Here is a 13,925-nt window from a genome sequence, read left to right as displayed (position 1 = left end):
GCCCGTCGGCACGCTGTCCCCAGATCTCGTTCAGGTTGAGCCGCAACGTGAGCGCGGCCCCGGAGAGATACCTCGGGGTCGGGGGTCATCCCCGCGTGCGCGGGGAGCAGGGGCTTGAGGAGCATCGGAAGGCCGCCCCCGCCGCCGGCGGCCCGTCAGCCACCCTCGGCGTCCACCGCTCCAGGCTGCGTCGCCCTGGGACGCCGGGAGCCTGCAGACCTTTCCTGACGTCTCTCTGCCAGCGTCCATCACATAGGGGGTGCGTCCCCTGCGACCGTCCAAGATTTTTTGTCGGATCGAGGCCCGTCCGAGCCGAGAGAGTGAGGAACTCAATCCCGAACCCAACGCCGGCAAGGAACATTCATGATCATCCCGCCGTCTCTCCGATCCTGCATCGAGTGCCTGGCGCGGCCAGTCCCTCCCCCGCGCCTGTCGAACTACGAGATGCAGTTGGTCCACTTCTGGCACCAGACCCTCGGCTGTAACTTCGCGTGCGCGGCGTTCAGGGCGTTAGGCGAGATTGCAGCAGTCGCTGCCGAACTCAATGTTCCGGTGGACCCCTCGTGCGCCATCTGTCAGCGCGCCTGGGCAACCCCCTTCGCCGGCATCCTGCTGGACCTGGAAGCGAAGCTCCGCCAGTGCACACCCTGGCCGGACCGTTCCGCGCTGCACCAGGCACTCTCGGCCCGGAACGCCGCCATCGAAGGTGATTCCGAGGGCGTGGATCTCTTCAGCGGGAGCTGGCTGAAGCTGGACCGGCCCGCCGCGTGGCGACCGGCGGTGGAGATGGCCCTGCTCGGCGACTGGGTAGGTGCACTCGGCAACGGCACAGCCCACACCCCTGCCCTCGTCGACCGGCTGCGGCGCGACGCCCGAACCGAGCACCGGCATCTCCAACCGCTGTGGGAGCGCAAGGCCGGTGGCACCCGGACCGTCCTGCTCAGCACACCGGTGGGCGACGGCTTGGTCGTCGGTGATCTGCTGGCCACGTCGGCCACGCCGGAGGACACCGTGCTGTCACACGAGTTCACCGACCTTCGAATCCCGGCCGTCTTGCGGCGGCTGCGGCCGCCCGAGGAACGGGTTGCCCTCCAATGGGCGCGCCCCGGTACCACCAGCTGGGCCGAGGCGGCGACTCGCGCGATCGCTCACGACGCCGCCAAGCTCACAGGATTCGACCCATTCGCGTTGGGCGAGCGGGTACGGCGCAAGCTCAGGCGCCTCGGCGATAGTCACACCGCACGTACCACGGCCGCCAAGGCGGCGTCCCGATGACCGAGCCTGGATCCAGGTGCCGGTCCGAACCGACGGAGGACGACAGGAATCGTCACGCAGGGGCGCGCAACAGGAGCCCCAGGGCGTGCAGACCAAGGCGAACCCCCGAAGAGACATGACGCAGATCACTAGCTATCCGTGCTGTCACGGAGTCGGTTTCAAGGGCGAAGGCGGGAAGCCGGGAATTTGCCTGGCGCCCCAGAACGGACCACGTCCTTGAACCCGCTGTTCCTAGCCCTTCTCGCCCTCGCCGTCCTCGGCGGCCTCGCCGGATACGCCCTTCGTCGCGCGGCGCCGGCCGACGTTCCCGCCGTCCTCAAGACGGCGACCTACGTCCTGTCCGTGCTCGTGCTCGGCACCATCGCGCTCGTGCTGGTCGACCCCACCGACGTCCCGAGCGTCCTGCGGGCGGTGATGCCGAAGCCCTGAACACCGCCCGGCAGCGGCGGCTCCATATGCGCCGTCGCTGCCGGCCTGAGGGTGGGGGATGAGTCATCCCCGCGTGCGCGGGGAGCAGTAGTCCGCGGCGCAGGTCGACAGCCAGGACTGGGGGTCATGCCCGCGTGCGCAGGGAGCAGGGCCGATCCGTGGGCGCCGGGTGCGGAGGAGCGGGGTCATCCCCGCGTGCGCGGGGAGCAGGTCCTAGAGTCCACGTATCAGCATGACGGCCAGGGGTCATCCCCGCGTGCGCGGGGAGCAGCTCGCGCCACCGGACTTCGACCGCCTCGCGACGGGGGTCATCCCCGCGTGCGCGGGGAGCAGCCGGGGCTCCCAGACAGCATCAGCACCAGCTTGGGGGTCATCCCCGCGTGCGCGGGGAGCAGACTGACTGACCTGCCACTTGTAAGGCGGCGGAGGGCTTGTTTGGCAAACTTCCATCGATTTGGACATAACGCCCTCTTTTGTGCTTCAGCAACAATTGCAGTTACCCTCGGCCCATCTGCTGCACACATGCCAGCGCCCCGCCTAGCTGAGCCGCCGTCACTGGGCCGCGGTCCGGGAGGGACGCCTGCTGCCAGCCGCGGAGTGCGAGGTCGCGGTCGCCGGCGGCAGCCTGGAGAACGTGGCCCTTGGCCTCGTCCTCACCGATGGACTCCGTCTCCGGCCCCAGATCCATCAGGTGCACCACCACCCGCACCTTGTGCATCGGATTCGACGCCAGCGCCTCCATCTCCTTGTAGACCAGCACCCGGCGCCCCACCAACGACTGAGCCCGCGCGATCATCGCCGCTCCAGCCTCCGTGTCGCCCCGGTCCGTACGGATGGCCGGCTCCACCTCACCCGAGACGTTGCGCAGCAACAGCACACCTCGCGTACTCGACTCCTCCATCACCACGCCCAGCAGCGTCGCGGGAAACCTGGTCGCCGCCCCCAACCGCTGAATGTCGCGGGCCACCACGTCACCCAATACGAAGAGATCGACGGCCAGCGCCCGTACCCGCGCCTGCCAGGCCGACTCCTCCCCCGCGACACAAGGACCGGCCGCCTGCGCGGCAGCGACAACAAGGGCCTGATGACTACTCATGCACCCATCATGTCTCGCTCCCACCTCGCCCCGGATGGGCGGGCCGCCCCGATGCCAGCATCCCCGCGTGCGCGAGGAGCAGGCCGTGTTAGTCGATGGCGAGAACCACTTCGCTGGTTCATCCCCGCAGATGCGGGGAGCAGAGCGGGCCGGTCAGATCGACGCCGTTCTCCAGGGGACCATCCCCGCGTACGCGGGATGCAGGCTTCGTGACCTGAGACTCTAGGTGGACCGTGGGCTGTTGACGAGTACTTTCACAGCCGCGACCGCGCTTCCTGATGGTTACGGCTCTTGCCACTCATGGACGTGGACGCTGGGTCAGGCGGACTCGAAGCAAGGTGTCGGGGGTCCGTTGTTGCCCGCTTCATCCATGAACTGCAGGTTCGTGACGAACTCGAGCATCACCTACTGCGGACGACCGACCCCCTCGGTATGGAGGCGCGGAGGACGACGAGGAGCCCCGCGCAAGCACGGTCCACGCCGCCCGGGTCGCCCAGATCGCCACCCTCATTCTTCGCCACCTGGCACCAGATGCGACGACTGCGGAGCAAGACCTCATCACATCCACGACCCTCCCGGCGTACCAAGGTCCGTCTCCAGAGGTCCGGCGCGCGGGCGGGGCCGAGCCACTCAGGTGAGTGGATGGTGGGTCTGGTCTGCTACAGGTAACTACGCAACCACCAGTCCAGCACGACGGTTGCGGTCCCACCCACGGAGCCGGCGAGGCTGAGGGCGACGCAGTGACCGGCCTGGCGCCAGGTCTCACGCCACGGCGAGGTCACGGGCGTGGGCCGGGGCCGACGGCGGCCGCGGCGGGGGCGGTTCACCTGGGGGGCGCGGGTCGCGGACTTGCGGGCACGGGACATGGCGGTCTCCTGTCGTTGCGGTGGATGACGGGCCGGATTCGGCTCTGTCCGACTGTGCGCCTCGACCGCACGCTGTGTCCCGACACCCGGGCGGGGCGGGCAGGATGACGGATATCCTGCCTGTTCAGCGCCCCCGAGAGCCGCCTCCCGGATCGCCCGCCTCGGGCGTCCCGCCGTCGGAAGCCAGGCGAGGGCGGGAAGGACCGGACCGGGGGGTCGAGTCATGGGGTTCGCTCGCGAAGAACTGCGCCGAGCGCTGCGGGATTTACAGGAAGCCGCCCAGAAGGGGTCCGAGCGGACCCAGGCCGAATTGCAGCGGCAGGTCCGCGGCACGGGGCTCCCCGGGACCGAGCGCTTCCACGGGCAGCGGGTCAGTGAGTGGGCGGCCGCCGATGCCAAGGACTTCCGGCTGCCGAAGAACGCAGACGTCCTCGTGGCAGTCGTCGCCGTCTGGTCGTCCTGGCTGGGCCGGCCGACCCTGGAGCCGGACGGCCGGGTGCGGCGGCAATGGCTGGCGCATGCCGAGTGCCGGTCCTGGCGCGTTCGCTACGAGGCGGCCGCCGCCGAGGCGAACGACGATCGGCGGTCCCGGGAACGCAGGGGCGGCCTCAGCGGCCGTACGGACGCCGCGGTCGCCGAATACTTCCTACGGCTGGTCCAGACGCACAGCCGGCTGAACATGGATGTGCTCGGCGAGGCTGGAAGAGCCGGCGAGCAACCGCAGATCGGCCTGGGCGAGGTGTTCGAGGCACCGCTCCTGGCCTGGGACTGGCCGCGTCAGCAGCTCCCGGAGCGGCTGGTACGGGACCTGCTCGACCGCGGCGAGCTCGACGAAGGGGACGTGAGGCAGGACGCCGTGCGGGAGGCCGACGCCAGGAGGCGCCGCGGACGGCCCGAACGGCCGCCGCAACCCGTCCTCGACGTCCTCGGCTCCGAGCACGGCCGCCGCCTGGTGGTGCTCGGCGACCCCGGCGCCGGAAAGACGACGCTGTCGAAGTACCTGGCGCTTGCCCTCGCCGGGGGCCTGGACACCGTCCCTCAGGGATTGGAGGCGCTCAAGGACGCGGTTCCGGTGGTCGTGGAACTGCGTCGGCTCGCCGACGAGCGCTGGATCGGGGCGACCGTCGAGGACTACTGGGCGGAGCACAACGCCGCCGAACGCATGGCCCTGCCCCGCGAGGTCCTCGAGGACCTCCTGGCCGGCGGACAGCGCACGGTGGTCATGGTGTTCGACGGACTCGACGAGGTCTTCGACCCCGCCCGGCGCGCCGACATCACCCGACAGATCGCGGCCTTCGCCCAGAGCCACCCGCACACCCGCGTCATCGTCACCTCCCGTCTCGTCGGGTTTCGGTCCGGGGACTTCACCCGCGCCGATTTCGGGATCGCCAAGCTGGAGGACCTTTCCCGGGCGCAGGTCGAGTCCTTCATCGGCCGGTGGTACGCGACCGCCCACCCCGAAAGCCCGACCGAGGCGGCCCGGCTCACCCGCCGCCTGACGGACGCCGTACGCGACTTCCCCTCCGTCGCCGAACTCGCCGGAAACCCGCTGCTGCTGGCGATCCTCGCGGCCATCGGTCTCGGCGCCTCGATCCCCCGCGATCGCAAGGACGTCTACGAGCACGCCGTGGTGGTGCTGGCCGGCCGCTGGGACCGGGACGCCAAGAACCTGCGCCTGCCACGCCCCGCACACCCGGACGTCGCGCACGCCATCGACGAACTCGACGGCCGGACCCTCCAGGACCTGCTGGAATGCATCGCCGCCCGCATCCAGCAAGGGGCCGACGGTCGATCCGGCGGGGGCAGCCCGCTCATCACCGTCGAGGATCTCGAGCAGGTGATCAGGGACTTCGTCTCCGAGCTGGGCTATGCCACGCCCGTAGCCCGTACGGTCTCACGCGCGATGATCGAGCGTCTGCACGAGCGCGCCTTCCTCATCCACCCGTTCGGCGCGGAGGCCTACGGCTTCGTCCACCGGACCCTTCTGGAGTACCTGGCGGCCCGCGACCTCGCGCACCGCTACCGGCAGTGGAACGAGGAGGAGCTGCTCGACCTGTTGATGGAGCGGGTGGTCGACCCCAGCTGGCGGGAGGTCGTGCTGTTGTTCCTCGGCATGGTCAGCCGTGACGCCGAGCCCTTGCACGCGAAGTTCATCGCCCGCGTGCTGCGGCTGCACCGGCACTGCGGCGGGGCGCCGCTCTTCCGTTCCCACGGGAACACAGAGTTCCTCGACTTCGCGCTCCAGGCCCTCGCCGAGGCGCACCGCATCGGCCGGGCGCCCGTCGGACCGCCCTCCTCGCCGGAGCAGGCCGAGTCGTCGCTCGCCGTGCAGAGCGACGCGGTCATCGACGCGATCACGGCGGAGCTCGCCATGTTCCCCGGCGTGGGTTTCCCCCGCGGGATGGCCGCCCTGCCGAGCTTCCCGGGTTCGTGGAGCGGCCGCGAGCGTTTCCGGCGCTGGCTGTGGCCCCAGCCCGATGCCAGCCGCAATGGGCCCCGAATCGCGCTGGCGATGTGTCGCGACGCCAGGGAGGCCTTGCCATTCGCCCGGATCACCTGGAACGAAACCGGGGCTGTCGCCGTACGCGCCCTCGGGGAGCGATGGCCCCATGAGCCCGGGGTCAGAGAGACGGTGTTCGCCCTCGCAGGAGACACTTCCGCGATCGCGGAGGTCCGTGCCCAAGCGATGCGCACCCTGACGGAGTGCTACGGGGCCGACGCCGACGCACGAGCCTTCCTGCTCGGCATCGCCTGCGACACCGAAGCGACCCTGGACAGCCGGGGCACGGCGCTGCACCTCCTCGCACAGCACTGGCCCTCTGACCCGGAGGCACGACGGGTCGTGCTGGGTGTCGCCGGCGATGCGGGCGCTGGGGAGGGGGTGCGTACGGTGGTGGTGGAAGCTCTCGGTCGCTACTGGGTGGCGGACCCGGAGGCACGACGCTCCCTGGTCGGTGCGGTCGGAGACCAGAGCCCGCGCGTGCGCTATGCCGCATGGAACGCACTGGCGGAGCATTGGCCGGCCGAGGCTGAGTTCCGACCGCTGGCAGTGGCGGCCGTGGGCGACCACGACCGATCCGTACGCCGGGCCGCAGGGAATTTTCTCGGGGCCCACTGGCCGCAGGACGACGATGTCCGGTCGGCCGTATTCGCTGCTGTGGGCACGACAGGAGACAGCTGGGTGTTTTTCACCTTGGGGCAACGGTGGCCCAGGGACAGCGAGGTCCGACAGACACTGCTTGAGGTCGCTCGTGCCGGCTCCCTGCATGCACAGGACCTCAGAGGTGCCTGGTGGGTGCTGGGAACCCAGTGGCCGGAAGACCCCGAGGTCCGGCAGCTGTTGTTCGGGCTCACCCGCCATGCGGACCCCGAAGTCCGGTGGCAGGTGCTGGACGTGCTGCAGCAGTCCTGGCCGGCCGATGACGAGGTACGCCGGGCAACGCTCGCCGCCACGGCCGACGCTGTGGCTGTGGTTCGCCAAGCGGCACTCGAATTTGCCGGATACGAGTGGCCTGGGGATCTCGAGCTGCGCGCCGTGCTGATTGCGGGGGTAGGGGACAGCGACCCAGAGGTGCGGTGGTTCGCCGTAGAGAGCCTCGCCCAGCAGTGGCCTCAGGATGACGACGTGCGACGGATCGTGCTCGCCGCCGTCGACGACGACGACGCCGCGGTACGGGGCACGGTCGTGGCGGCACTGGCAGAGCAGTGGCCCGAGCATGCGGAAGTGCAGCGGGCCGTGCTCAAGGCGCTCGAGGATACCGACCCCGACGTCCGAGGCACCGCCCTCAGGTTGTCGGGCGACTATTGGCCGCGGAACGAACAGGTCCGGGTAGCCGCGCTCAGGGCCACGAACGACGCGGAGCCCGGGGTCGTCCTGACTGCACTCCGTCTACTGGCACAGCGGTGGCCGGACGACCCCGAGACCCGCTCCGCGGTGGAGCGCTGCCTCGACGGCCCGGTACGGAGGAACGCCTTGCGGCTGCTCACCTTGGTATGGCCGCAGCATCAGGAAACCCTCCGGGCCGTCGAACGGGCACGGCAAATGGAACCGCCCGGGATGCACGGGGTGACCTCCCCGCTCTTGGCGTTCCTCGCCGCCGCCTCTGGCGACCGGACCGCCTAACGGTGCGGATCACGACGTCGGCGGAGCAGGTGATCCACTTGTCGATCGGCAGGCCCCACGTGCGCGGGGGAGCAGGTGAGCGGGGAGCATTCCCAAGGTCTCCTCCGGGATCGGCAGCAGCAGGGGTCATCCCCGCGTGCGCGGGGAGCAGGGCCACGCCGCCCTCACCCTGCTGTGGGTGGTGGGGTCATCCCCGCGTGCGCGGGGAGCAGACGCTGGTCATTGCCGGCCTGGCCGCGTCCGCGGGGTCATCCCCGCGTTCGCGGGGAGCAGATCGGCCTCCATGTGGTGATGTGGCGCTTGCCGGGGTCATCCCCGCGTGTGCGGGAAGCAGCCCTCGCCGAGACGGACGGCGACGTGACCACCGGGGTCATCCCCGCGTGTGCGGGAAGCAGGAGGACCTGCCGAACATCCCGGCGGTCACGTTGGGGTCATCCCCGCGTGTGCGGGAAGCAGGCTTATTGACCTGGGACTCTATGCGGGCATCGCGTGGTTCTCGAGCACTTTCACTGAATCCGGCAATCGACTCATTTCTCACCAGCAAGGCTCCGTCCGGCAGGACCAATCAGCGCCGGTAGGTCTGCTGCAACTCCAGGGAAGTCATGGAGAGGGTCGCGTCCGCCGGGGTCTTTGCCGAGTCTTCTTTAGCCTGGCGAGGCTGCTGTCTCCGGGTAGGAGGCGAGCAGGCTGGCCATGAAGGACAGGTAGCGCTCCAGGTCCGCGGCCCAGTCAGGCATCGCCAAGTACTGGAACGTGGTGATCGCAACGGCGGCCGCGCCGGCCGCCCCGTCCGGTGCGATGCCGCCGACCCGGGCCCACTGGTCCCACATCACGTCGTTCATCAGCTGAGCCAGGATTTCCGGCTCGTCCGCCGCGCGCTGCATCAACACCGCAAGAGCCCCGGACGCCTTCGTGCAGGTGCGCACCGCACCGCACAAGTCCGGGTCGTCGGCCGTCTCGATGGTGCGCACCATCCCGGTCAGGCCTTCGGCCATGGGGGACTGCGCCATCAGGTCAGTTCCGGCGAGCTCGGCCTGCCGGTGTACCTCACGAATGTGCTCGATCGCCTCCGCGTGGTCCGGCCAGGCCCGTTCCCAGCTCTCCAGCAGCTCCTCGAACCCGACGTCGGATGCGCCGCCGAGCATCAGCCGGGCGCCGGGATCCAGGAGCGCCCGGTGAAAGATGTTCGGGACGGCGGCCGCCGGCGAGCGGGGCAGTTCGATGCCTGCGGCGGCAGCGTGATCGCGCAGTGTTCCGTCAAGGTCGCGGCGGGGTGAGCGTCGGTTCGTCAGCATCCTGGCAGCGGCGTCCTGGCGGGCCTGAAAGGCCTTGTTGGAGTTCCCTGCGGGGATCTGCTCGATGCCTGCCCGGGCCAATGGGCGCTTGAGGGTGGTGACCAGGGCGGTTCGCAGCCTCTTGGCGCTGTCTGGGGTGTCGTCGATTGCCCAGAAGACCCAGCCGAGCCATCCGATGCTGCGGCCGGCTCGAGCGGTGTGCGCCAGCCATACGGCCCGGGAGACGATTGTGGGTCGGAACGCGGAGGAGCCTGACTCGAACCAGGCCGATGCCCTGGGCAGCCATCCCTGTTGTTGCCAGCGTTCGACCTGTGTCGTCGTGGCTGTCTCCCCGTGCTCCTCGATCTCGCGGACCAGGGCAAGGTGGGCAGTGGACGGCTTCGTACGCGCCATGGTCAGCTCCTTCGGTCCTGGTGGGCGGTGGCAAGGACGGAGTAGAGGGCAGCCGCACTTCCCAGGGCGCTTGTCCACACCTCGTTCTGCGCGGCCGCGATGGCGACGGCCGACACCAGGAGCAGCACAGGCCAGTGCGGGCTGCCGTCGGGGGCGGGCTGGTTGATGTTCACGTTCGGGTTCCTTCCGTGTGCTCGTCCGGTCTTCCCGGAGTCATCCCCATGGCGCCATGCCCTCTCAGGCGTACCGGGGGAAACCTCGCGGGGTTGTTCGCAGCTGAGGGCTGCGGCTGCTTCTTCGGTAGGGGCTAGACCAGGGCTGAAGCCGTTCAAGCTGAGAAGTACCGGAACCCGCAAAATGTGGCCTGGGGCGGCCATCTTGTGAGGACGGCCCCGGGCTTGGTGGTTCAGGAGCGGGGAATCCGCAACGAGAAGCGGGCACCAGGTCGAGCCAGCGAGAACGCTGTCCTTCCGCCCGGAGTCATCCGCTCATTCGTGCGGAGCCGGGCTGTATCTCCCCGCGACGACGCACGATAGGAAGGGTCATCCCCGCGTCCGCGGGGAGCAGAGAGCAAGGAATCTTCTGCGCCAGCGCGATGAAGGGTCATCCCCGCGTGCGCGGGGAGCAGGGCACCACGAACCCCGACTCGCCCCGGCACTGGGGTTCATCCCCGCGTGCGCAGGGAGCAGTTGCCGCACATCGCGCCGACGCTCCCGTCCGCGGGTTCATCCCCGCGTGCGCGGGAAACAGCCCTCCTCCGGCGAGACCACGTCGAGCGTCACGGGTTCATCCCCGCGTGCGCGGGGAGCAGACGACCGGGTCCCCCCTCGTTACGCGCCACTCGGGGTCATCCTCGCCTGCGCGGGAAGCAGATTGGTTCCGGGCGCCCGTTCAGATCACCGGCGGCCGGCCCAAGCGCGTCATCCGCCACACCGTCCGCCACCGCATGGGCCGCCTGGGCGGGCACGGGACCCGGATGCCCTCGAAGAAGCCGGCCCACCACGACCTGAGCCCCTGCAGCGGCGGTCTCTGCGCCACCGTGTACGCCGCCCACGTGGCGAGGTAGACCGGTACGAGTACGGCCGGCAGGTGGCGCTTCGCCAGCCAGACGCGGTTGCGGCCCGTGTTGCGGTAGTAGGCGGCATGCCGGGTCGCCTCGGTGCGCGGGTGCCGGAGCACCAGGTCCGCCCTGTAGTCAATCTCCCACCCCGCGTCCAGCGCCCGCCACGCGAAGTCCGTCTCCTCGTGCGCGTAGAAGAACTCCGCCGGGAACGCCCCAACCTGGTCGATCACGCTCATCCGGATGGCGTGCGCGCCCCCAAGGTAGGTGGTGACCGGCCCCGACTGTGCCGGGTCCGCGCCGCCGAGGCGGGGTACGTGGCGACGCTGGGTGCGGCCCTCCTCGTCGACGATGCGGAAGCTCACCACCCCGAGGCGGGGATTCTCGGCGAACGCTTCCCGTACGAGCCGCACGCTGTCGGCCCGCGGCAGCAGGCCGTCGTCGTCCAGGACCAGGACGATGTCGACTCCGCAGTGTTCGCGCAGCCACCGCACGCCCGCGTTCCGGCCTCCCGGGATCCCCAGGTTCTCCGGCAGCTCGACGGTGGCCACCCCGTCGGGAAGCGGAGGGAGCTTCACCCCCTGGCCGAGCACCACGATCCTCGCCGCCTCGCCCTCCTGCGAGGCCACCGAGTGGAGGAGGGCGCGCAGTTCCGCCTCCCGGTCCCCCATGGTCAGTACGACCACGCCCACCGCGGCGGCGTCCGCGCCGCCCCCAGCCGTCATGCCTGGACCCGCAGGAGTTCGGTGGCGCGCTGTTCCAGGCTCGCCGCGCCCGGCACTCCGCGCCCGCGGTAGCCGGCCGCCACCGTGCGGATGGTCAGTACTTCCTTGCGGCCGCGGTCGGACACCACGCCGTTCATGAAGTCGAGCGAGCGGTTCCACAGTCCGACGGCTTCCTCGTGGCGGCGCTGCGCGGCGACCGACTTTCCGAGGTTGACCATGGTCAGGGCATGACCGCGCTGGTACGTGCCCGGCCTGCGGGCCACCATCGCCGTGCGGTAGTGCCGTTCGGCGGCGGAGTAGTCCTTCATCGCGGTCAGCGTCCTGCCCGTGTGCGAGGCGACCGTCGCCGCGACCGGTCCGGAAGCCGCGGCGTACGAGGGGACCGGCTCCCCGGTGTCCGACAGCGCATCCTCGGCGGCCAGAAGTGCCTGCGCCGCCTTCGCGCGCTTTCCGACGGTCCCGTACGCCCTCGCGCAGGTGACCAGGAGCAGTGCCTCCGTCTGCCGGTCGATCTTGCCCGTAGCCCGGCGCAGTGCCTCCTGCGCGAGTTCTGCGCACGAGCCCGCGTGGCCGAGGTCGAGGGCCTGGTGTGTCATGGCCCGCATGAGCCACGCGGCGTGGCCGGCCGGGTCGCTTTCGCACGCCAGTTGGTATCCGAGCAGGTAGTACTGCTGGGCCGCGCCCTCGCGGCCGAGATCGTGGTGCTTCCAGCCGACCAGGCACGCCAACTGCGCGGCCGCCCCGAAGGCGTCCTTGCGCACGGCCTCCGCCGGGAAGCGGGCCCGCAGCATGGGGGTGACGGTGTCGGTGAGGTACGCGGTGACCGTCGTCAGGCCGTGGCCGCCGCCGAGTTTGTCGTCCGCGCTCCGGAACATCTCGGTCAGCTGGCGGACGACGGCGACCTCTTCCGGGCCGACGGTGGCGCCGTTCCCGGCGGCCTTCAAGGTGGCGGCCACGGCCTCGTGGTCGTAGGTGAGGGGCAGAGCGACGGCGGCCGTGGCGAAGGCGGCATTGAGGAATTCCCTGCGGCGGAGCATCGCTGATCTCCCGAGGTCGGCGGCAGTTGCCAGGGGATCGGCGCTCAGGGCCTCCCCGATGTCTGCGCAGCCTAGACCGAGTTCGGCGACGGTCACGTTCCGCCTGATCTTTCGTGACAGGGCTTCGGCGAGGTATGAGCGGGTCCGACCGTTCGGTGTCCCTCCGGCGACCCAGTAGGCAATGGCCGACGGAGCGGTGCCCAGCCTCTCCCCGGCTTCGGCCGCCACCGCCCGGATCTCGCGCGCGAGCGCGTAGTACGTGACTCCGGCCTCGGCGATGACGGCCGCCAGCTCGTGGTTCGGTGTCCGGCTCTCCGTCATCTTCGGCCCCCTGGAGCGATCTTGAACGGATTGAACGGGTTTCCGGCACCTTCACCGTACCGGCGCTGTGTGACCGCGGGTTCACTGAATGCACGCACTCGCCGAAGTCGGACGGGCGCGGGGACGACCCGGATAAGCGGTACGGGCCGCCCCCACCCCCCCTGCAGCGCCGGCGCCCGTCGCCGGACCGGCAGACCGAACCCGGCTGACCAGAGCGCACAGGCCCGACGTGAGGAGGCCGCCAGTGAACGGACCAGTAGACGCAGACGACTCTCCGAACACCCCCGTCAGCCGCTTGCCGGAGGGCCATCCGTCGCCCGAACTCCTGGCGCGCGCCGGCCGGGGCCTGGCCCGCTTCCTGCGCGGCTACGACCTCGCGCGCCAGGAGGCCGGCGGAGGGGACGACCACACTTGAGCACCCACCTCGGCTTCGGACACGAAGCACACCCGCTGCTCGGCCACCTGGTCCGCGACCTCGCCTCCGGCACCGAAGGGCGGCTGATGGCCGTCGTCCTCGAGGAGGTCGACACCCTCGTGGGCCCCCGCTGGACCCGCCGCGCCTATATCCGCCCCGCGGCAGGAGGCACCGAGCTGGCGACCGCCGTGGGCAACGTCCACCCCCTCGCGGCCGCCTGAGCCGCTCCCCCCGCACGGCCGGCCTCCCAGCCGGCCCGCGGCCACCACCGACCAAGGCTTGCCCGACACCTCACGGAGGCATCGTGTACGACCGCTCTCCCCTCGCCGCCCTGACCGGCGCCACCGTCCTGGTGACCGGCGGCGCGGGCCTCATCGGCTCCCGCATCACCGCCCGGCTGCGCGCCATCGGCGCCCGCCCCCTCTCGCTGTGCAGCATGAACGCCTACCCCGCGCACGTGTACACCGACTTCTTCGGTGTCGACCCCACCGACCCGGACGTCGTCGCCGGCGACATCCGCGACGCCCCGCTCGTACGCAAGCTCGTGGCGGAGTGCGACTACGTCATCCACGCGGCCGCCCTCGCGGACGTCGCCGCCTGCACCCGCGAGCCGCTCGCCGCGATCGACACGAACATCGCGGGGACCCAGGCCGTCCTGGACGCCGTCGCGGCCAGTGCCCGCATCCGGCGGATGGTGTTCGTGTCCTCCGCGAGCGTCTACGGCGACGGCAGCCCCGAGGAGACCCACAGCCGGGAGCTGCTGACGATGCGCCAACTGCTGGAGGCCGTTCACGGGCGGATCCCGCCCCAGTTCCACGAGGGCGACCGCATGCGGCCGGTGTCGGTGTACGGGAACACCAAGGCGTGGGGCGAGGAGCAGACCGCGCTCG

General features: G+C 70.5%; 12 protein-coding genes and 1 CRISPR repeat array. Of the genes, 6 read left to right on the top strand and 6 right to left on the bottom strand.

Annotation, left to right across the window (positions count from 1 at the left end; genetic code table 11):
* Positions 1 to 363 precede the first annotated feature (363 nt).
* Together ACIP5M_RS33715 and ACIP5M_RS33710 are read left to right on the top strand one after the other, a co-directional pair.
* Positions 364 to 1,275 (top strand): hypothetical protein, encoded by a 912-nt coding sequence (locus ACIP5M_RS33715; RefSeq protein WP_401204210.1) that lies wholly within the window; start codon positions 364 to 366, stop codon positions 1,273 to 1,275.
* 216 nt (positions 1,276 to 1,491) lie between these two features.
* A complete protein-coding gene (locus ACIP5M_RS33710) occupies positions 1,492 to 1,704 on the top strand; it encodes a hypothetical protein (RefSeq protein ID WP_401204207.1) in 213 nt (70 codons plus the stop codon).
* Between the two features lie 59 nt (positions 1,705 to 1,763).
* Positions 1,764 to 2,099: a CRISPR direct-repeat array (repeat unit 29 nt; unit sequence GGGGTCATCCCCGCGTGCGCGGGGAGCAG).
* Between the two features lie 101 nt (positions 2,100 to 2,200).
* Here ACIP5M_RS33710 and ACIP5M_RS33705 read toward each other — a convergent pair.
* Together ACIP5M_RS33705 and ACIP5M_RS33700 are read right to left on the bottom strand one after the other, a co-directional pair.
* Positions 2,201 to 2,800 (bottom strand): hypothetical protein, encoded by a 600-nt coding sequence (locus ACIP5M_RS33705; protein ID WP_401204204.1) that lies wholly within the window; start codon positions 2,798 to 2,800, stop codon positions 2,201 to 2,203.
* Between the two features lie 659 nt (positions 2,801 to 3,459).
* Positions 3,460 to 3,666 carry a hypothetical protein gene (locus ACIP5M_RS33700; protein ID WP_401204201.1) on the bottom strand — a complete coding sequence of 69 codons (207 nt, stop codon included), beginning with the start codon at positions 3,664 to 3,666 and terminating at the stop codon, positions 3,460 to 3,462.
* Between the two features lie 223 nt (positions 3,667 to 3,889).
* On the opposite strand from ACIP5M_RS33700, the gene ACIP5M_RS33695 reads away from it, so the two are divergent.
* On the top strand, positions 3,890 to 7,789 hold the full coding sequence (locus tag ACIP5M_RS33695; protein WP_401204198.1) for a HEAT repeat domain-containing protein: 3,900 nt from the start codon (positions 3,890 to 3,892) through the stop codon (positions 7,787 to 7,789).
* A gap of 644 nt (positions 7,790 to 8,433) precedes the next feature.
* Here ACIP5M_RS33695 and ACIP5M_RS33690 read toward each other — a convergent pair.
* From ACIP5M_RS33690 to ACIP5M_RS33675, 4 genes are all read right to left on the bottom strand, one after another.
* The gene (locus ACIP5M_RS33690; RefSeq protein WP_401204195.1) at positions 8,434 to 9,477 is read right to left on the bottom strand and encodes a hypothetical protein; all 1,044 of its coding nucleotides are present in this window, start codon (positions 9,475 to 9,477) and stop codon (positions 8,434 to 8,436) included.
* 2 nt (positions 9,478 to 9,479) lie between these two features.
* Positions 9,480 to 9,650: a hypothetical protein gene (locus ACIP5M_RS33685; RefSeq protein WP_401204192.1), complete on the bottom strand. Its 171-nt coding sequence runs from the start codon at positions 9,648 to 9,650 to the stop codon at positions 9,480 to 9,482.
* Positions 9,651 to 10,368: 718 nt separating this feature from the next.
* Positions 10,369 to 11,262, bottom strand: a complete 894-nt coding sequence (locus ACIP5M_RS33680; protein WP_401204189.1) for a glycosyltransferase family 2 protein — start codon at positions 11,260 to 11,262, stop codon at positions 10,369 to 10,371.
* The gene (locus ACIP5M_RS33675) at positions 11,259 to 12,620 is read right to left on the bottom strand and encodes a tetratricopeptide repeat protein (RefSeq protein ID WP_401204186.1); all 1,362 of its coding nucleotides are present in this window, start codon (positions 12,618 to 12,620) and stop codon (positions 11,259 to 11,261) included. Before ACIP5M_RS33675 ends, ACIP5M_RS33680 begins: the two co-directional genes overlap by 4 nt.
* A gap of 244 nt (positions 12,621 to 12,864) precedes the next feature.
* Between ACIP5M_RS33675 and ACIP5M_RS33670 the strand changes: the two genes are divergently transcribed.
* The 3 genes from ACIP5M_RS33670 to ACIP5M_RS33660 all read left to right on the top strand — a co-directional run.
* Positions 12,865 to 13,035 (top strand): hypothetical protein, encoded by a 171-nt coding sequence (locus tag ACIP5M_RS33670; RefSeq protein WP_401204184.1) that lies wholly within the window; start codon positions 12,865 to 12,867, stop codon positions 13,033 to 13,035.
* Positions 13,032 to 13,256, top strand: coding sequence for a hypothetical protein (locus tag ACIP5M_RS33665; RefSeq protein ID WP_401204181.1), 225 nt, complete (start codon positions 13,032 to 13,034; stop codon positions 13,254 to 13,256). Before ACIP5M_RS33670 ends, ACIP5M_RS33665 begins: the two co-directional genes overlap by 4 nt.
* Positions 13,257 to 13,339: 83 nt before the next feature.
* On the top strand, positions 13,340 to 13,925 hold a 586-nt coding region (locus ACIP5M_RS33660), incomplete at its 3' end, for an NAD-dependent epimerase/dehydratase family protein (RefSeq protein ID WP_401204178.1).

It is taken from the genome of Streptomyces sp. NPDC088762 (genome assembly GCF_044750905.1).
Lineage (GTDB): Bacteria > Actinomycetota > Actinomycetes > Streptomycetales > Streptomycetaceae > Streptomyces.
This window is presented reverse-complemented; position numbering and strand designations above follow the sequence as displayed.

What these genes read in the sequence shown, in the direction of transcription:
- ACIP5M_RS33715 (WP_401204210.1), top strand. Translation starts at nt 364, where the DNA reads ATGATCATCCCGCCGTCTCTCCGATCCTGCATCGAGTGCCTGGCGCGG.
- ACIP5M_RS33705 (WP_401204204.1), bottom strand. Translation starts at nt 2,800, where the DNA reads ATGAGTAGTCATCAGGCCCTTGTTGTCGCTGCCGCGCAGGCGGCCGGT.
- ACIP5M_RS33700 (WP_401204201.1), bottom strand. Translation starts at nt 3,666, where the DNA reads ATGTCCCGTGCCCGCAAGTCCGCGACCCGCGCCCCCCAGGTGAACCGC.
- ACIP5M_RS33695 (WP_401204198.1), top strand. Translation starts at nt 3,890, where the DNA reads ATGGGGTTCGCTCGCGAAGAACTGCGCCGAGCGCTGCGGGATTTACAG.
- ACIP5M_RS33690 (WP_401204195.1), bottom strand. Translation starts at nt 9,477, where the DNA reads ATGGCGCGTACGAAGCCGTCCACTGCCCACCTTGCCCTGGTCCGCGAG.
- ACIP5M_RS33680 (WP_401204189.1), bottom strand. Translation starts at nt 11,262, where the DNA reads ATGACGGCTGGGGGCGGCGCGGACGCCGCCGCGGTGGGCGTGGTCGTA.
- ACIP5M_RS33675 (WP_401204186.1), bottom strand. Translation starts at nt 12,620, where the DNA reads ATGACGGAGAGCCGGACACCGAACCACGAGCTGGCGGCCGTCATCGCC.